This window comes from bacterium (assembly GCA_035529855.1).
Lineage (GTDB): Bacteria > RBG-13-66-14 > B26-G2 > WVWN01 > WVWN01 > WVWN01.
Map to the genome: position 1 here is coordinate 1 of DATKVX010000111.1, position 17,814 is coordinate 17,814.

General features: G+C 59.9%; 19 protein-coding genes. 7 read left to right on the forward strand and 12 right to left on the reverse strand.

Translation table 11 applies throughout. From position 1 onward, the window contains the following. Positions 1–17: 17 nt before the first annotated feature. The 7 genes from VMX79_11335 (at position 18) to VMX79_11365 (ending at position 5,801) form a co-directional block, all read left to right on the forward strand. Positions 18–818 (forward strand): hypothetical protein, encoded by an 801-nt coding sequence (locus VMX79_11335; GenBank protein ID HUV87690.1) that lies wholly within the window; start codon positions 18–20, stop codon positions 816–818. A 233-nt stretch (positions 819–1,051) separates the two neighbouring features. Then, a complete protein-coding gene (locus VMX79_11340; protein ID HUV87691.1) occupies positions 1,052–1,822 on the forward strand; it encodes a hypothetical protein in 771 nt (256 codons plus the stop codon). A 201-nt stretch (positions 1,823–2,023) separates the two neighbouring features. After that, a complete protein-coding gene (locus tag VMX79_11345) occupies positions 2,024–2,812 on the forward strand; it encodes a hypothetical protein (protein HUV87692.1) in 789 nt (262 codons plus the stop codon). A 283-nt stretch (positions 2,813–3,095) separates the two neighbouring features. Next, positions 3,096–3,869: a hypothetical protein gene (locus VMX79_11350; GenBank protein ID HUV87693.1), complete on the forward strand. Its 774-nt coding sequence runs from the start codon at positions 3,096–3,098 to the stop codon at positions 3,867–3,869. 168 nt (positions 3,870–4,037) lie between these two features. Beyond that, positions 4,038–4,811, forward strand: coding sequence for a hypothetical protein (locus VMX79_11355; GenBank protein ID HUV87694.1), 774 nt, complete (start codon positions 4,038–4,040; stop codon positions 4,809–4,811). A gap of 167 nt (positions 4,812–4,978) precedes the next feature. Next, positions 4,979–5,341, forward strand: coding sequence for a hypothetical protein (locus VMX79_11360; protein HUV87695.1), 363 nt, complete (start codon positions 4,979–4,981; stop codon positions 5,339–5,341). Positions 5,342–5,366: 25 nt separating this feature from the next. Beyond that, positions 5,367–5,801, forward strand: coding sequence for a hypothetical protein (locus VMX79_11365; protein ID HUV87696.1), 435 nt, complete (start codon positions 5,367–5,369; stop codon positions 5,799–5,801). 81 nt (positions 5,802–5,882) lie between these two features. Here VMX79_11365 and VMX79_11370 read toward each other — a convergent pair whose 3' ends face one another. The 12 genes from VMX79_11370 to VMX79_11425 all read right to left on the reverse strand — a co-directional run. After that, complete coding sequence (locus VMX79_11370) at positions 5,883–6,596, reverse strand: site-2 protease family protein (GenBank protein HUV87697.1); 714 nt, start codon at positions 6,594–6,596, stop codon at positions 5,883–5,885. 3 nt (positions 6,597–6,599) lie between these two features. Further along, positions 6,600–7,538 (reverse strand): tyrosine recombinase, encoded by a 939-nt coding sequence (locus tag VMX79_11375; GenBank protein HUV87698.1) that lies wholly within the window; start codon positions 7,536–7,538, stop codon positions 6,600–6,602. Beyond that, positions 7,535–8,113 carry an MBL fold metallo-hydrolase gene (locus VMX79_11380; protein ID HUV87699.1) on the reverse strand — a complete coding sequence of 193 codons (579 nt, stop codon included), beginning with the start codon at positions 8,111–8,113 and terminating at the stop codon, positions 7,535–7,537. Before VMX79_11380 ends, VMX79_11375 begins: the two co-directional genes overlap by 4 nt. 7 nt (positions 8,114–8,120) lie before the next feature. Further along, positions 8,121–8,954, reverse strand: a complete 834-nt coding sequence (gene lpxI, locus VMX79_11385; GenBank protein ID HUV87700.1) for a UDP-2,3-diacylglucosamine diphosphatase LpxI — start codon at positions 8,952–8,954, stop codon at positions 8,121–8,123. Between the two features lie 63 nt (positions 8,955–9,017). Continuing rightward, positions 9,018–9,791 carry an acyl-ACP--UDP-N-acetylglucosamine O-acyltransferase gene (gene lpxA / locus VMX79_11390; protein ID HUV87701.1) on the reverse strand — a complete coding sequence of 258 codons (774 nt, stop codon included), beginning with the start codon at positions 9,789–9,791 and terminating at the stop codon, positions 9,018–9,020. A 108-nt stretch (positions 9,792–9,899) separates the two neighbouring features. Next, a complete protein-coding gene (locus VMX79_11395; GenBank protein ID HUV87702.1) occupies positions 9,900–11,240 on the reverse strand; it encodes a bifunctional UDP-3-O-[3-hydroxymyristoyl] N-acetylglucosamine deacetylase/3-hydroxyacyl-ACP dehydratase in 1,341 nt (446 codons plus the stop codon). A 12-nt stretch (positions 11,241–11,252) separates the two neighbouring features. After that, positions 11,253–12,284, reverse strand: a complete 1,032-nt coding sequence (gene lpxD, locus VMX79_11400; protein HUV87703.1) for a UDP-3-O-(3-hydroxymyristoyl)glucosamine N-acyltransferase — start codon at positions 12,282–12,284, stop codon at positions 11,253–11,255. Positions 12,285–12,304: 20 nt separating this feature from the next. After that, complete coding sequence (locus VMX79_11405) at positions 12,305–12,847, reverse strand: OmpH family outer membrane protein (protein ID HUV87704.1); 543 nt, start codon at positions 12,845–12,847, stop codon at positions 12,305–12,307. A 38-nt stretch (positions 12,848–12,885) separates the two neighbouring features. After that, a complete protein-coding gene (locus tag VMX79_11410) occupies positions 12,886–14,097 on the reverse strand; it encodes a hypothetical protein (GenBank protein HUV87705.1) in 1,212 nt (403 codons plus the stop codon). 11 nt (positions 14,098–14,108) lie between these two features. Further along, positions 14,109–15,425, reverse strand: coding sequence for a DNRLRE domain-containing protein (locus VMX79_11415; protein HUV87706.1), 1,317 nt, complete (start codon positions 15,423–15,425; stop codon positions 14,109–14,111). Between the two features lie 577 nt (positions 15,426–16,002). Continuing rightward, positions 16,003–17,235 (reverse strand): ornithine--oxo-acid transaminase, encoded by a 1,233-nt coding sequence (gene rocD / locus VMX79_11420; protein HUV87707.1) that lies wholly within the window; start codon positions 17,233–17,235, stop codon positions 16,003–16,005. Positions 17,236–17,254: 19 nt separating this feature from the next. Next, on the reverse strand, positions 17,255–17,814 hold a 560-nt coding region (locus VMX79_11425; protein HUV87708.1), incomplete at its 5' end, for a SelB C-terminal domain-containing protein.

The following is a 17,814-nucleotide window of genomic DNA, read 5'->3' on the forward strand; positions in this document are numbered from 1 at the left end:
AAAGGAGGTGAATAAATTTGCGTAAGGGCATTCTATTTTTGTTAGCGCTCGCGTTGCTCGCGGGCACGGCCTCGGCCGACTTAGGCGACCTGGTGGCTTCGTTCCCCAACATAGGGACCTCTTATCACTACGGCTTGGCCGCCGACGCCAACTACCTCTACTCTTTCTACTACTACTCAAGCTGGCAGTACCCCATAATCAGAATGAACAGGACGACCGGGGCGTACGTGAGCTCGTATCCCAACCCCCTCGGTACCGGTTCCGGCCAATACTACGTCCGCGCCGTGAGCTACGACGGATTAGGCTACCTCTACCTCAACAACTACTCCCAACGCGTCGTGGGCCGGGCCCGCGCGTCCACCGGCAGCCTGGTCAGCTCCTGGACCTGGCCCTCGGACAGCCGCTACGGCCTATGCGTCGACCACAACGGGACTACCGGCGGGACCAACATCTATCAGTCTTACTACACCGGAACATGGTACCGCTCCTCTCTTACCGGCAGCCTGAGGGAAAGTTGGCGCACGGGTCAATACGATTACGCTTACGACCTGGCCTGGGACTACGGCAACAAAATGATCTGGTACGGGAACTACAGTACCGAGTTCATTTACGGTTGTAACACCCGCGGCTCCATCATAAAATCCTTCGACGTCCCGATCACCGCGCTGGACCCCTACGGCATCGCCTACTGGGGCCACTACCTCTACGTGAGCACCTCGAGCGGTACGCCCGACGAGTACATCTGGGTGTACCACTGCCCGCCCAACATAGGCGTAGCGCCGGCATCCGTCGGCAAGGTCAAAGCCCTGTTCCAATAACGGGCAAGCACTTTAGGAAGCCGCCCCGAAGGGCGGCTTTTTAATTGCCGCGCGGCAGCGAATAAACATCCGGCTAAAGACGAAAAAATTTGGGGTCCTCATAACCGAGTGCGCCGCGCCTTGGGCCCCCGGCGCAGTAGCGCTATTTAATTTGACTGCGCAAACGTTATTCTGTTAGAATATTAAGCGGGGACCGGCCTTCGCACGCGGCCGGGAAAGGAGGTCGGCAAGTTATGAAAACGCGTATAGCCGCCGTAACGATAGCCGCGGCGCTCGCCTTGACGACGTACGCCCTCGCAGCCCTCGGCGACGTCGTCGGCTCGTTCCGCGCGCCGGGTACTTCGGTACGCGGAATGGCGCGGGCGGGAACTCGCCTCCACGTAGTAATATACGGCAACCCTACGCGCGTATACCGGGTATCCCCCGCGAACGGCTCCATCTACGGTTCCTGGGCGACTTCCTTCAGCAGGTACTGCCGCGGCCTCGCCTTCTCGGAAGGCGGATACGTTTGGGTCGGCTGTTACGAGGACGACCGCGTTTACAAATGTAACTCCGTAACGGGAAGCGTATACGGCTCCTGGAGCGCCGGCGGCGACGCGTACGGCGTCGCGCCGTACTGCACCGGCGACGGCGGCGTGAATACCACCGCTATCTTAACCGCCGACGACAACCCTTCCTACTGCCGGCGTCACCATATGGACAACGGCAGCGTCCTGTCGTCCTTCCGAATACGGCACCCGAGTTTCTTCGACATAGCGTGGGACCACCGCAACCGGCTTGTATGGCTGGCCAGCCCGGCCGGCTCCGTTTACGGGTATAGGACTTCGGGTTCCGTAATGGCGTCGTTCGCCGCCCCCGCCGGTTACCCGTACGGGATGGCGTACTACGGCCAATACCTGTGGGTCGGTTGCGACGGCAACGACTATATATACCGCATCCACTGCCCGGGAACCTTGGCGCTCGAGCCCGAATCCTTCGGCCGGGTTAAAGCGCTCTATCGCTAGGCCGCGGGCACCTTTTGCGGCGCGTACCTAAGACCCGGACGTCGGCACGGGGGAGGTGCATATCCCACCCGGCCTTGACGTTGCGCGCCGGCCTTCGCTTTTCCCGGGGGCGCCGGATGAGGTTTTCCCTTGACATATTCTTGGTTTAATGTCAAAGTCAGCCGGTAGACAGCTCAGGTTTTTATCGCGAGGAGTTGGAATATGAAAAAAATCGTAGTGATCGTTTTAACCTTTTCCGTACCGGCGATACCCGCGTTCGCTTACTTGGGCCAGGTCGTGGCCTCGTTCCGAGCGCCGGCGAACTACCCCCTCGCGCTGGCTCGCGCGAATAGTAATGCATATATGTGGGCATATTGTAATGCGGCCCCGTACCGCATTTATCGCATCAATTCCGAGACCGGTTCCGTGTACGGGTCCTGGGTTTCGCCCCAAGGCTCCGGAACGGGCGGCCTCGCTTTCTCCTACGGCGGCACCCCGGGAGGGAACTACCTGTGGATAGGAAGCATTACTACGGACCGCGTCTATATGTGCAACTACGATACCGGGAGCGTGTACCGCTCGTGGTCGGCCGGCCACGACCCGTTCGGCCTGGCGCCGCAAGCGACGGCCGACGGCGGCTACAACCCGCAATCGATAATATCCAGCGATACGTCGCCCCGCTATGCGTGGTACCACAACCCGATGACGGGGAGCATCATCCGTTCCCACACTATCGGCGCCTCCGTATTCGATATCGCCTGGGATTGGCGCAACCGTCTAGTTTGGGGCGGCACCGGCAACCCCGGCATCGTCTACGGGTGGAACACGAGCGGGTCCGTCGTAAGCACTTTCAGGGCGCCCAGCCCGTTCCCGTACGCCCTCACGTACTTCGGCGAATACCTGTGGGTAGGGTGCACGACGCCGAGCCACTTCATTTACAAGTGCCACTGTCCCAGCACCGCGGCCGTCACCCCGTCCTCCGTCGGCAGAATAAAGGTAATATTTAAATAAGTACTACGCCGGAAACCGGGCAACCTTACGGCGCGGCTTTTCGACTCGCTCCAATAATTATCGCTATCGGCGGCTAAACGCTAAAATGGTACTCGTGGCCCGGAGGACGGAATCCCGGGAGTAGGCGGTATCGAACGGGGTAAACGAACTTGAAATAAGTAACCGAGAAATTTGACTCGGGCCGAAATTTGCGTTATATTTTAAAGGAAAACTCCGATAATCGCGACGGAACCGCCGCTCCACGCGTAATTGACGGCTAATTTCGACAGGAGGAAAACCTTCTATGAGAACGATGCCGTTCATTTTAGCGGTACTTACGACTACCGCCGTTACTACTTGTTTCGGGCGGCTGGGCGACGTAAAGAACTCTTTCCCCGCGCCGGGCAAGCAGGTCCGGGGGATGGCCCGCTCAGGTATACGCCTATTCGTCATCGATTACGGGAGCTCCACCCGGATATATCGCCTGTCGCCCGCGACCGGCTCTTCGTACGGCTCGTGGACCACTTCTTTCAGCAACAAATGCTCCGGCCTCGCGTTCTCCGAGGGCGGCGTTCTCTGGGTCGGTTGCGACGGCGACGGCCGCGTTTACAAATGCAAGGCCCTGACGGGAAGCGTCTATTACCGGTGGGACGCCGGCCACGAGCCCTACGGCGTCGCGCCGTATTGCACCGGCGACGGCGGCATCGGCACGACCGCGGTCTTCACCTCCGACTCCGCGCCGTCGTTGTGTTGGCGTCATAACATGACGAACGGCAGCGTCCTCTCGTCCTTCGGGCTGGCGAACGCGAGCACTTTCGACATAGCCTGGGACCACCGCAACAAACTTATATGGAAAGGCTACCTCCCGAACGTGGTCTACGGTTACAACACCGCCGGCTCCGTCGCGGCTTCCTTCACGGCCCCCGGCCATTCCCCGCGCGGCCTGGCGTACTACGGCCAATACCTTTGGGTCGGATGCGACACCACCGACCGCATCTACCAGGTCCACTGCCCGGGCGACATCACGTCCGGCGTCTCGCCCGCCTCCTTCGGCGAGGTTAAAGCTTTATTCCGTTAAACGGATATCGAAAAAAAGCCGCCTCGCGGGGCGGCTTTTTTGCGACCGTAGGCCCGTTTCGTCGTATTTCCGAATCGTGGTTTTTTCCGTTGACTTTTATAAAATTATATATAATAGTATTACAAACGTATTTAGAATAGGCCTTTCAAAGAGACAGGAGGAACGCACATGAAGAAAGTCGTAGTAATTGCCCTATCTCTTGCTTTGGTAACCGGGACCGCGTTCGCGGCCCTGGGCTCAGTAATTGCCTCGTTCCGGGCGCCGGCGAACTTCCCGCTAGCGCTCGCCCGGCCGACCAACGTCATGTACTTGTGGGTTTTCTGCCAGACGTCGCCCTACAACATATACCAAGTCCACGGCGATACCGGCTCGGTGTATAGCTCCTACGTCTCGTTCGCCGGGTCGTATACCCGCGGCCTCAGCTACGACTGGGCCTCCACCCTCTGGGTAGGGAACTCGAGCAACGACTACGTCTACAATACCTATTTCCCCACCGGCAGCATCCGCGCATCCTTCCGCGCCAACCACGACGTATCCGGCCTTGCCATCGAAGGCGGCGCCGGCGGCTCGAACCCGCAGGCGATCTGGTGCTCGACCGGGTACTCGCCGTACGGCGTATGGCGCCACCACCTGACCTCCGGCAGCATCTACAGGTCCTTCAACCCCGCCCGCCCGGCGTGCGACCTCGCCTGGGACTACACAAACAACCTCGTATGGGGCGGTTCGTACAGCGACCACTACGTATACGGCTATACGACCGCCGGCTCGCTCGCGGCGTCCTTCCCCTCGCCGGCCAACTACCCCTGGGGCCTGTGCTACTACAACCAAGTTCTCTGGGTAGCGGTTACTACCCCCGTCCACTACATCTACAAAATCGACTGCCCTATTAACGTCAACGTCGCGCCGGCGTCTATAGGTAAGATCAAGGCCATGTACGAATAACCGGATATCACGCTAAGTTAAGCCGCCCGCCCGGGCGGCTTCTTCTTGAGCGTAATTGAGGGACGAGGCCGAAATGCTTCGCTAATGCGGCGTTTAACTATTGAAACCTAGGCCGCCGTTTATTAGAATACGCGGGAAAAATAAACGAGCACGGACGGAGGTACCCGATGCGGACCATACCTTTTTACGGCCTTTTAATAACCTCGCTCGCTCTCGCGGCTACCGCCGCGGACGACGTAGTCGGCAAATACATCTGCTTCGGCACGCATCCCTATAACGCCGGAAGATACGCTTGCAAAGTGGAGATAACCCGGGCGGGCGAGGCATACCGTATCCGGTGGGCTTTCGAGGAAGGCTACGATTACGGCGGCGTGGGCGTAGTTAAAGACGGCTACCTGTGCGTCGGCTACGAGTCGCACGTCGGCTACGGCGTAGCCCTATACAAAGTCGACGCCGACGGCGTGCTGGACGGCGTCTTCGGCCTACCGGGTTTTAAAGAGATCGGTACGGAGAGATTGCACCGGGATTAACCCGACCGCCCAAGAGGAATGATTTATGAAGAGGATAATTTATTTAACCGTCGCGGTCGGCCTCGCCGCGGCCCTTCCAACGTCTTGCCGTAAACCCCCCGAGGAGGTAAAGGGCCCGGAGACGGCCGCGCCCGAGGCTCCCGCCGAACCGGCTGCCAGTGTGACGCTGGACGGGATGTACGTCGGCGGTGGCGCCGACGCCGACGGCAACGCCTACACGTGCGAAGTCGAAATAGCACCGGCGAGGAGCGTGTATTGGGTCACCTACCACGTCGGCGATAGAATCCCCTACCCCGGCGTCGGCCTAAGGCGCGGCGACCTGTTCGTCGTCGGCTACCGGGACGACCGGGACATATACGGCGTAGTCGCGTACACGATAAAGCCGGACGGCTCGCTCGAGGGAATCTCCGCCGACCAGGATAGCACGGAAACCGGCACGGAAACGTTAAGGAAAAAATAACCCTCGCTAATTACCGGCAAAACCCTATTTCAAAAAAAAGCCGCCTCGCGGGGCGGCTTTTTTCTTCGCACGAAAAACGCCTCATAACGCGAACATCGCCGCGTAAAAATACCAAAGTTCATTAAGGGAAAACCCCGTCGTTAAGCGTACTAAAATTTTTATCGGCGGCATCAGGAACCACTGGAAAACGGGAAACCCGAGCGAGGGCCCGAGGAATATCGCCAGGAAGAAGACGATGAGTACCGTCCGGCCGTAGCGAGCTATGAAGCGGCCGTACGACGCCGCCGCCTCCCGCGGCAAAATCGCCCACAAGACGTTCGAGCCGTCGAGCGGCGGCACCGGCAAGAGGTTGAATACGGCAAGGATGAAATTAATGTAGACGGCGTTGAACAGCACGAGGTAGAGGAGGCGAAGCCAGGAGGAATCGAACGCCGCCGGCGTCTTGAGCGCGTAGGCGAATAACCCGCCAAGGCCGATGCCTAATACGACGCCCAATACGAGATTCGCTACCGGCCCCGCGAGCGACGTAATGAGTATCCCCTTGCGCGGGTCGCGGAAGTTCCGCGCGTCCACCGGTACCGGCTTCGCCCACCCGATGCGCGCGACGAAGAGGGCTACCGTGCCCAGCAGGTCGAGGTGCTTTAAGGGGTTGAAGCTCAGCCGCCCGGCGAGCTTGGCGGTGGGGTCGCCGAGACGCCAGGCCGCGTAGCCGTGGCAAAACTCGTGGAAGACGAGGCCGAAGAGGATCCCCGGCGCTAAATACAACTTATCGAGCCACCAATCGGCGGTAAACATAGCCTACTTCCTCGGGTGATATTTTTCGTGAAATTCTTTAAGGCTTTTCGTATCCAAATGAGCGTAAATCTGTGTCGTTGTTATACTTGCGTGCCCCAATAATTCCTGGACGGTCCTGACGTCGGCGCCGGCTTGGATTAGATGGGTAGCGAAAGTGTGGCGGAAAAGATGGGGTTTGACGCCCGGTACGCCGGCCCGCGCCGCGTACTTTTTAACGTTTTTCCACAATAGCTGCCGGGTAACGTGCCGGCCGCGGCCGCGCGGCGACGGGAATAGGTACGGGCCCTCGCTTTTACCCGCCGCGTCCAATAATCCCAGGTATTTCTCGACGCAACCCTTCGCGACGGCGCCGAAAGGTACCAGCCTTTCCTTGCCCCCCTTACCCCGGACGCGAAGGACCGCCAGGTTCAAATCCACGTCGCCGCGCCTTAAGCCGACGAGCTCGCTGGCCCTCAGGCCACAGCCGTACGCCAGCGCGAGCATGGCAAGGTCGCGGGCCACGGCCGATATTTTTTGCACGGTTCCGACCTTTTCGGCGGCGTCGAGCGCTCGAGCCACGGCGGCGATTATCGCCTCTACTTCGTCGACGTGGAGGTAGTCCGGCAGCCGCGACGGCGTTTTGGGCGATTCCACGAACTCCAAAGGCGACCCGTCGACTTCGCCCTCGTCGCCGAGGTAGCGGTAGAAAACGCGGAGCGACGAAAGACGCCGCGAGAGCGACGTCGCCGCCGCGCCCCCGGCGGACAGCTTTCGTACGTACGCCACGACGTCCGCCAAAGCCGCGCCGCGGAAATCGCCGTAAAAGGCAACGAAGCCGCCCACGTCGCGCAAGTACGCCGCAACCGTGTTTTCCGCCAGGCCGCACTCGGCGACGAGGTAGGCTTTAAAACCGCGGAGAGCCGCCGCCGCATCCCGCCCGGGCGCTTCGTCGCGGCCCGTCATACCCACCCCGAAGCGGAGAACGGGCTCGAGCTCTTCTCGCGGCTTACGGTAGTTCGCTCGCCGTGGCCGGGGTAAACAGCCGTGTCGTCGGCCAGCGAGAATATACGTTCGCGGATGGAATTGTGCAGCGCCTCCGCCGAACCGCCCGGCAAATCCGTGCGTCCTACGCCCCCCGCGAAAAGGGTATCGCCTGAAAAAAGTACGCCGGGCGCATAAAAACAAGCAGAGCCGGGCGTGTGGCCCGGCGTCGCGATAACCGATAGCGAAAAACCCGGGAACTCCAACAGGTCGCCGTCCTTCAATAGCCTTGCGGCCCGAGTGCCGACGTACTTTTCCGCCAACTCGAGGTCCTCGGCAAGGACCATAAAAGGCGCGCCGGTACGGGCGGTTACTTTATCCACGGCGCCGACGTGGTCCGAGTGACCGTGGGTTGCCAGAACTGCCCCAACCTTAAACCGGCCGACGGCTTTCAAAACCTTCTTCGGCTCGGCGCCCGGGTCGATAACGACGGCGTCCTCCCCGGCGGAAACGACGTAGCAATTGGCCTCGAGCGGCCCTACGGTTACGGTTTTCACGTCCAAACTACCGCTCCCCCACGCCGACTACGGTAATCTTCCCGCCGTCGGCCGCGGTTATAACCTCTTCGCGGTCTATCAAGAAAGAAGAACCCGCTTCCAAAGCCAATACTTTCAGGCCGCCCGATAACACTAATCTTAGCGTCGCGAGGCCAACCGTCGGGATGTCGAAACGGCGGTCCTGGCCCGGCTTCATAGCTTTTACGACGACGCCGCCCTTACCGTCCGCCAATTTCGCCCCCCGCCGAACGGCCTCGTCCGTACCCTCGAGCGCCTCCGCCGCCAAAACCGCTTTATTACGCACTACCACCGTCTGGCCTATACCCAGGGACGCGAGCCCCCGCGCCTTCTCCAAACCGAACAGTATATCCTCGTACTCCTTCTTCGTCGGCTTACGCTTGGTATAAACCCGCGGTCGTACGACGTACCGCTCGAGAATATCGGTTTGCGGTAGTACCTCGAAGCCTTCGTTTTCCAGTTCGCGAACGAGCTGCGCCATCAGCTCGTTGTCGGTAAAGTCGCGGACCCGCGCCAGGATCTTCACCGCGCGAGCGTCGAATTTCAATCCCGCCAGAACAGGTGCCTTTTCGACCTTGCCCGCGAAGACGCAATACTTACCGCCGTTCTTTTTTAAAAATTTTATCGCCCTGCCGGCCTGCCCCAAACCCACTCGCTCGACGAGGATCCGGTCTTTTAACCGGCGCGCCGCGTCTTCGGTTACGCAAACGGCGAAGACGCCCGCCACGCCCTCGGGATGCCGCGCGATGGCCTCCTCGACAACCAATAGCGGCATTTGGCCCGAGCCCGCGATTACGCCTATTTTTCCGTCGAATTTTCGCACAGCGAGTCGTTATTTAGATTAACAAATTACTTTAACGCGCGCGCATATCCAGCGCGTAATAAACTATTTCAAGATACCGCGCTCGGTTCGTTTAAGGAAATCGATCACGTCGCGTGCTTCGGCGACTTGGCCCAGTTCAGCTTCCAGCTTTTCGACGGCTTGAGCCGTATTCAAGTCCTCGCGGTATATTATGTGATACGCCCGTTTGAGAGCGGCCCGCACTTCCGGGGGAAAACCGCGGCGCTGGAGGCCGATGACGTTAATGCCGACGACGCGCGTGGGGTCGCTGGCGGTTAAAGCGTACGGAATAACGTCCTGGCTGACGCGGCTCATACCGCCAATATAAGCATATTTGCCGATACGCGAGAACTGGTGAACGGCCGTCAGGCCTCCGACGAAGGCGAAGTCGCCTATTTCCACGTGGCCGGCAACCGTAGCGCAATTCGCCAAAATGACGTCATCTCCCAACACGCAATCGTGCGCGACGTGGGAATAGGCCATCAACAGGCAATTATTTCCCACCCGGGTAGTCCCCAAGGCCTTCGTGCCGCGGTTAATCGTAACGAACTCGCGTATCGTCGTGCCGCTTCCTATCGTGAGGTCGGATTCCTCGCCTTCGAACTTTAAATCTTGCGGAATCGTCCCCAAAACGGCGTGCGAAAAAACGCGACACCTCTCCCCCAAGGCGACGGCGCCCTCGAGCACCGCGTGCGGCCCGACGGCGGTACCCGCGCCGATAACGGCCGGGCCGTCAATAATCGCGTACGGCCCGACGACAACGCCCTCGCCCAATTCGGCGCGCCGGTCTACGATCGCCGTTTTATGTATATCAACCATTTATTATCCGACTTTTGAACAGATAATTAACTTTAACTCATAGCTCCTATCGCGCTGATATATTAATACGTATAAACAATAGAGCGAGTTTTCAACATATAACGACGGTTATTCGGCATTTTCCGCGCCCGAAGTTTTTTCGACCAGGCACGCTTTAAACTCACCCTCGGCGACGACCTTACCGCCGACGAACGCCTCGCCGCGCATCACGGCGATTTTCCCTTTAAATTTCAAAGGAATGAGCTTAAACACGACCTGGTCGCCGGGGACTACCGGCTGCCGAAATTTAACCTTATCTATCCCCATAAAATAGATAAGTGTATTCGCCGGGTCGTCAACCGTCTGCATAAGTAGGACGCCGCCGACCTGGGCCATAGCCTCCACGATTAATACCCCCGGCATCACCGGCGCCCCGGGGAAATGGCCCGCAAAGAACGGCTCGTTGAAGGTGACGTTTTTTACGCCCACGACGTACTCGCCCGGGCGGTAGTCGACGATACGGTCTACCAATAAAAACGGGTAGCGATGGGGAAGGTATTTCATTATGGCGCCGATATCGTAAAGCGTCTTCGAGGGGTCGAACGATGGCACGCGGCCTTTTTGCTCCATATACCTTTTCACACTCCTTATCAAACCAACATTGACGGCGTGGCCGGAACGCATCGCGATAATGTGTCCTCGGAAGCGGGCCCCGAAAAGCGTAAGGTCGCCGATCAAATCCAGGATTTTATGCCGTACGGGCTCGTCGTCGAAGCGGAGGCCTTCCTCGTTGAGCGGCCCTTGGTCGCCGACGACGACGGCACACTCCAACGTACCCCCCTTAATCAACCCCGCGCCCCGGAGCATCTCTATTTCGCTCTCCAAGGCGAAGGTCCGCGCGGGCGCTATCTCCTCGACGAAGTTGTCCTCCTCCACGTCGAAGGTGTAAAATTGGGATTTCAAGTAGGGGTGCTCGAACCTTATCGTGAACGAAATGCGGAGGCCGTCCTCGGGGACGATGGTCATCTCCGCGCCGTCATGCTTGTAGTCGAAAGGCTTATCGAGCAAGACTACCCGGCGCGGTTCGCCCTGTTCGACGATCTCCGCGCCTACGAGGGCCCGGGCGAAGACGGCGCTCGAGCCGTCCGTCGCCGGCGGCTCAGGGCCGTCTATCTCGACCAGTAGGTTGTCGATGCCCAGGCCGGTGGCCGCGGCGCATAAGTGTTCGACGGTATAGACCGTTACGCCGTTCTCCGTTAACGTCGTCCCCCGGCTCGCGCCGGTAACGTTCTCGACCCGGGCACGGACGCGGGCCCGGCCGTCGAGGTCGACCCGCTCGAAAACGACCCCCGTGTTCGGCGGCGCGGCCTTAAACGTCACGCGCGCCGGCTCGCCGGTATGGAGGCCGACGCCCTCGAGCGACACCTCTGTAGCGATGGTCCTTTGCTTCTCCTCGGTCAATATAGTCACCCGCCGGCGGCCTTAATCCTTACCCCTCTTCAACTCGGCTACTTCTTCCTCGAGTTCTTTCACGCGCTTGAAATACTTTTCCAGAAGGGCGATGCGGCCTTCGCGTCTCTTGACATCCTTCAAGGGGCGGGCCGGCCGGCCGAAAACGGTCTCGCCTTCACGGATAGACTTGGTAACGCCGCTCTGCGCCGCCAGGACCGCGCCGTTCCCTATTTCGATGTGGGGAACGATACCCACCTGGCCGCCCAAAACGCAGAATTCCCCCAACACCGTCGACCCCGCTATCCCGGTTTGGGCCGCTATTAAAGTCCCTTCGCCGATCTTCACGTTGTGGGCGATTTGGACGAGATTATCGAGCTTGGAACCGCGGCCTATCCGGGTCTCGCCCATCGTCGCCCGGTCGATGGTGCAGTTGGCGCCTATCTCGACGTCGTCCTCGATTACGACGACGCCGATTTGTGGAATCTTGTGGTGGACCTTCGCTTCGGTCGCAAAACCGAACCCGTCCGAACCGACTACCGTACCCGAGTGGATAATACAACGGTCGCCGATAATGACCCGCTCTCGGACCGTCACGTTCGGGTAAATTGAACAATCGACACCTAAGGTCGCGCCGCGACCTACGTAGGTCCCGGCACCCAACGTCGTGCGGTCGCCTATTACCGCATCCTCCCGAACGGTCGCGAAAGGGCCCACGGCCACGCCTTCGCCGATACTCGCCTTTTCGTGGATATACACAAGCTCCGATATCCCCTCCGGAACCTCCGCGGGGGGCGCGAACATCACGAGGATTTTAGCGAAGGCCGCGTACGGGTTCGGCGTCTTTATCAACGTCAAAGTCCCCGCTTCGGTCCCGGGCGCGACGACCACGGCCCCCGCCCGGGTCGCCTTCAAAGCCCCCCTGTACCTGGGGTTGGCCACGAAGGTCACCTCGTCGGGGCCGGCCTCTTTTATGCCGTTAACGCCGCGTATCACGGCGGCGCCGTTACCCGCCACTTCGCCGGCCACCGCCGCCGCCAGTTCGTCAACCGTGTACTCCGGCATACTCGTTACCCCGGCGGGCGTTACTTACTAATGCCCGCCTCTTCGTTCAACTCGCTTATTACTTCTTCCGTAACGTCGCATTTTTCGTCGGCGTATAACAAAATCGCCGAATAATCGAAAACGACTTCGTAGTCCTTCTTCACGGCGTACGATTCGATTTTTTCGTAAACTTTTTTGTACACCGGCTCGAACGCGTCACGTTCGATACGCTTATACTTCGCCAGCGCCGAGTTGCGAAAATCGAGGGCTTCTTCGTACGTAGTCTTATACGTGTCGACGGTCTCCGCCTTGGCCTCGGGGGTCAACGGGCCGTCCAATTTCTCCTCCAAGGCCTTCAAATTCTCCTGATATTCGTCCATCTTGGCGGCGTCCTCGACGCGAGCTTCGTCTATCTTCTTTGTGGCCTCCTCCCGTACCTCTTTGAACAGAACGTATTCGTCCACCACCCGCTCCATATTGACGTACGCGTACTTAAAAACCTTTTCCTCTTCGGCCGCGTATAAAACAACCGGTACGGCCAACGCCGCAACCAGCGTCAAAAGCAAAAACCGTTTTAACCGCATCTCGTCCACTCCTCGCGGGATTCGAAGCCGCGAATAATTTAATCCTCGCGGCCTCGTTTCCCGAGCCAGGCTTCCAAGCCCACGATCGATAAGTAAAAATCGAACATCTCTTCTCTCAACTCCCCCGGCGGGGAGTCGCCCCGGCGGCTATACTCTAACGTAGCATCGAGCCTACTATTTTCGTTGTTCATAAACAGGTATCCCGCACCCACCGATACGCCCGTCTTGGCGAAACGGCCGCGCTCGGTCGAATACCAGGGGACGTACGACACGCCGGCACGATAAGGCATCCGCCACAAGAAGAAAGCCTTCCGCGACGTCGCCAATCGGCCTTCGGCGCCGGCGTGAAACTCGAACGTATCGCGGTAGCCCGAACCTTCGCCGTCGACGGCGAACCGCGACCACGCCGTGTAGCGCACGTCCGCGGCGATGCGGCCCCGCGGGCCTACGACGTACGCCGCCCCTAATCCGGCCGACCACGGCATCGCGAACCGGTGGTCTTCCTCGTACAACGTAGCGTACTCCGTAGATACCGTCTCGTGCACGCGATGGGTATTCAAGATTTCGAGCGCCCCCCCCACCGACACCTTGTCCGATATTAAATAACCCGCCCCAAACGTCCCCTTTACGCCTTTATAGGCCGCCTCCAGGTTCTCCTCTATTCGCGAATAACCCTTCTCTTTAAATTCTTTGGTATAAATTTCCCTGGGCGCGCCGAAATCGTAGCCGGCACTGCCGCCCACGAACCACCGTTCGCCGACGCGGCCGGCCAGGCCGGCCGAAAAGGTATAGACGGACCCGACGCCCCTAAGACGACTTACCCCCACCACGACACCCTCGTACTCGAGCGGCCTCGTCAACTCGTAATTCTGGTTGAGCTCCTGCCGCAAGGCGAACGAAAGCGCGAGCGATTTCGACACCGGTATCGCCAGCTCCGCCCGCGGGACGTCGTACGTGATCTCGACGCTTCTCCCGGCGGGCGTCTCGTACGAGTTGTATCCCCGGTACAGCGTAACGCTAAAAACCGCGCGTTCGTACGAAGCCGGTACCGCCGCGTTAGCGCCGTTGACGTTCGAACCGTCGAACAGGCCGAGCACGGCGCCGCCCATCGCGAGCCCCCGAGCGTCCGCATCCGTGCCCGGCTCGCCCGGCGTCCCGGCGGCGAGAATCGTATTGGCGAACCCCGGCCCTCCGCCGGCCGCCACCGCCGTCGCCACACATATCGCTAAATAACGTATTCCGCGTTCCACGCAAGCTACCCTCATGACGCCGGCGAAACGTACCACGGGTCGGGCGGCAGTGTATACTCTATCTCCAAATACGGCCTAATGGCCGGGTCGCTATTGTCCTTGGCGGCGAACCGCGGGAAAGTCTGTGCCGCGCTCTCGTCGGGCGATTTTATTATAAGGCCGTAGTCGGGGTACTTACCGGATATCCACTCCTGGACGAGCGGGTTTATATATAGGTCCACGTACCCCGGCGCCTCGCTCTTGAACTCGTGACTGATATATGCGACGTTGTCGTGAAACTTTTGGAGCTCGAGCACGTCCTGCTTCGCGCCTTCCTGGAACCCGACCGTCAAGCGGTATACGGCGATATAAACGCGTTCGTCCCTGGCGGCGGGTTGATAAAAGAGACGAAGCCGCGCCCGCGCCACCGACGCCGTAACCGGGATGCCCGTCGCCCCCGGCGAAAGGTCGAAATATAGAAGTACGCGGCGGCCGTAGCCGTTAAAAGAGCCGAAATCCAAAAACGGGTCGTAACCGTGGACCTCGCCCCCGCCGAACTCGCCGCCGTATTCCGTTATGAAGCATTCCTTCTCCGGTACGACTAAATGGTACGCCTTCTCGCCCTCGCCGTTGACATAAATTACCTCGAGGCGAGGGGTGTTGGCTTTATCGAATTGTTTCGTCGAATAGAACTCCTTTATGCCCGCGCCGGAGGCCTCTTCCTCGTCGCGCAATTTTAAAAGGAGGCCGTAATTACGGTGCGGGTTGGCGAGCCACTCTAAAGCCAAGGCGGTAATGTCGAGGTCTACGCGCCGGCGTTGGTACGAGGGCCGGCCGACGACCACGTCCGCTACCGCCGGTCCGTAATCGCCCCCCTCGACGGTCCAGTTCTCTTTCCGGGTCGCGCGCCACCACGTCGCGCGGTCCTCGTCGAAGTCCCGGCGGAGCGGCCGTGCCTCGATCGTTACTTCGCTTTGCGCGTAAATATCGTCGTTCAAGCCGTCCGAAACGCGGAGATAAGGCAAGTTTAAAAATACGGCGCGTATTTTACTTAGGGGAACCTCTTTCGGAACGTCGCCGACTTCGAACCGCAGCAGCGCGCGGTTCCGAAAGCGGTTAGGCTCGCCGTAACTCCCGACCGCCAAACGATAGTGCCGGCCGGTGGGTACGAAGACGTCGTAGAAAGTATCGCGCCACCCCACGTCGGCGGGATATAGCGTTACTTTCTTTACCGGCCTTTCCGGCCCTTGGAACCCGACCGGGTCGCCGGTGGGAGCGCCACACGACAACGTCGCGAGCATGCCCACCGCCAGAAACAGGCGGCGCGAAATCGAACTACCCTTCGTCATAGGGAATATACCAAAGGCCGCGTCCTGCGGCGCGACGGATTAAAAACTATCATAATTCGGGAGCGAGTGTCAACGCCGAAAAACCGGTATAAGGCGCCCGCCCATTACAGCGCTACGGCCTGGTAGTTAAAAACCGGGGCTTTCCCGGCAGCTGCTTGCGAACGAATCCGGAGCCCGGCCCAGCCGCGCGGTACGCCCCCGCCCGCGGCTAGGTTCCGATTTTATCAATCAATCCTTGTTTTAGGACACGCGTTTCAACTTCCCGCAGAGCGCTTTCCCGTCGATACCTAAATTCCCGCGGCTTTCGCCCTATCGCCGTCGACGCTCTCCGACGCCTTCCGGATATGTTGAGCTTCGAATCCGGCCGGCGCCCGTCGGAGGTTCCGGCCGCCCCGCACCGAGGGTCTTAAAATGACGGTTGGTTTCGGTCGACCCCGCAGAATACCTTCTCGCGAGGAATCGGGCTAACGGTACGGCGGCGTCTCCCCGGGACACTCAACCGCGATGAAGGCCGCGGCCCTTATCTTAAGAGGCGCCGTTACTAATTTCATCCCGCCCTACGCCCTTTAACCCACCGCTACGGCGTCGCGCCGACCTCCTCCGGCAAGTCGGCCGTAAGCACCGCGGCGATGCGCTCAAGCCCCCAATCTATTTCATCTTTGGCTATCACGAGCGGCGGCGCGAGGCGTATTACGGTATCGTGGGTTTCTTTGGCCAACAAGCCGAGCCGCATTAAGGCCTCGCAGAACCGGCGCGCGCCGCCGGCCTCCTCTTTCAATACGACCCCGGCCCACAGGCCCCTACCTCGTACGAAGTCGACGTTGCGGCTATCTATCGAACGCAGCTCGTCGAGGAGGTACGCGCCCAATTCGGCGGCGCGACCGCAAAGGTCTTCGTCCACGATCACCCGCAGCGCTTCGCGCGCTACGGCGCAGCCCAGCGGGTTGCCGCCGAAAGTGGAGCCGTGGTCGCCGGGTTCGAAGACGTCCATCACCCGCGCGTCGCTCAGTACGGCCGAGACCGGGTACATTCCGCCCGAGAGCGCCTTGCCCAAAACGACCGCGTCCGGCCGTACGTCCTCGTGCTCACAACACAGCATCTTGCCGGTTCGGCCCAGGCCGCTTTGTATCTCGTCCGCGACCAGGAGGACGTCGTTCGCAGCACAAATTTCGCGCGCCGCGGCCAGATAGCCCTCGGGCGGCACGACGACCCCCCCCTCCCCCTGTAACGGTTCGACGAGAAACGCTACGGCGTTAGGCGTTATGGCATCCTCAAGCGCGGCCGCATCGCCGTACGGTATTAGTTTAAAACCCGGGGCGAAGGGCCCGAAGCCGTCGCGGTATTGGCGTTCGGAGGAAAAGCCGACTATGGTCGTCGTTCGACCGTGGAAGTTACCCTCGCAAGCGATTACCTCCGCCTTCCCCTCCGGCACCCCTTTTACCTTATAGCCCCATTTCCGCGCCGCTTTTATCGCCGTCTCGACGGCCTCCGCGCCCGAGTTCATCGGGAGCACCTTCTCGTAACCCAAAAGCTCGCAGATTTCTTTCTCGAACAGCGGTAGCTGGTCGTTGCGAAAGGCGCGCGACGTTAGCGTAAGGCGGGCCGCCTGTTCCCGCATAACCTTCACCAGCCGCGGGTGGCAATACCCCTGGTTGAGCGCCGAGTACGCCGCCAAAAAGTCGAGGTATTTCTTACCGTCGACGTCGTAAACCCAAACGCCCTCGCCGCGTGCCAGCACGACGTCCAACGGCTTGTAGTTGCGGGCTCCCCATTTATCTTCGTACGATATCAGTTCCTTGGCGTTCACCATAATACGATGTTAACCTCCTCTAGGCGTCAACTTCCTTTAAATAGCCCGGCGAGAGGCGATGGGTGCCGCCTTCCCGTACCGTTATACCCTGCTCGTAGAAATAATCCAAAAGGGCCGTCGCGTGCTTACGCGACAGCTCCTGCATATCCTTGTACTCCGCGGCCCGTACGGTCTCGTGGTCGCGCAGGTATTTTATGATTTCTTCTTTCTTTTTTTCCACGAAGGCCGGGTCGGCGACGACCTTCTCGGGCAACATCACCAACACCCCGCGCGTCAGCGCGAACTTCAACATCGTCGCGCCCTCGGCGTAATCGGCGAGGTGCTGCTCGATATCCTCCCTGCCCCGCATGGGCGGCCCGCTACCCATGAAATCCTCTAAAGCCGCGAGCGCTTTTTTATGAGCCGGGGCGAGGGTGGGCGCCGCGCCCGGCAGCCGATAGCCGCCGCCGGACGCTTGAAGCTCGCCCTCAGCCGCGAGTTGCCCGAGCAACGCCCCACACCCTTCGGGCGAGAAGTCGTACCGTAATTTGGCGCGTATTTCGTCGCGCGATACCGCTTCCCGCAACGGGTCGCGCGCCA

Coding starts and splice junctions, on each gene's coding strand:
- VMX79_11365 (HUV87696.1), top strand. CDS start 5,367: ATGAAGAGGATAATTTATTTAACCGTCGCGGTCGGCCTCGCCGCGGCC.
- VMX79_11360 (HUV87695.1), top strand. CDS start 4,979: ATGCGGACCATACCTTTTTACGGCCTTTTAATAACCTCGCTCGCTCTC.
- lpxD (HUV87703.1), bottom strand. CDS start 12,284: ATGCCGGAGTACACGGTTGACGAACTGGCGGCGGCGGTGGCCGGCGAA.
- VMX79_11355 (HUV87694.1), top strand. CDS start 4,038: ATGAAGAAAGTCGTAGTAATTGCCCTATCTCTTGCTTTGGTAACCGGG.
- rocD (HUV87707.1), bottom strand. CDS start 17,235: ATGGTGAACGCCAAGGAACTGATATCGTACGAAGATAAATGGGGAGCC.
- VMX79_11415 (HUV87706.1), bottom strand. CDS start 15,425: ATGACGAAGGGTAGTTCGATTTCGCGCCGCCTGTTTCTGGCGGTGGGC.
- VMX79_11340 (HUV87691.1), top strand. CDS start 1,052: ATGAAAACGCGTATAGCCGCCGTAACGATAGCCGCGGCGCTCGCCTTG.
- VMX79_11370 (HUV87697.1), bottom strand. CDS start 6,596: ATGTTTACCGCCGATTGGTGGCTCGATAAGTTGTATTTAGCGCCGGGG.
- VMX79_11345 (HUV87692.1), top strand. CDS start 2,024: ATGAAAAAAATCGTAGTGATCGTTTTAACCTTTTCCGTACCGGCGATA.
- VMX79_11350 (HUV87693.1), top strand. CDS start 3,096: ATGAGAACGATGCCGTTCATTTTAGCGGTACTTACGACTACCGCCGTT.
- lpxA (HUV87701.1), bottom strand. CDS start 9,791: ATGGTTGATATACATAAAACGGCGATCGTAGACCGGCGCGCCGAATTG.
- VMX79_11405 (HUV87704.1), bottom strand. CDS start 12,847: ATGCGGTTAAAACGGTTTTTGCTTTTGACGCTGGTTGCGGCGTTGGCC.
- VMX79_11375 (HUV87698.1), bottom strand. CDS start 7,538: ATGACGGGCCGCGACGAAGCGCCCGGGCGGGATGCGGCGGCGGCTCTC.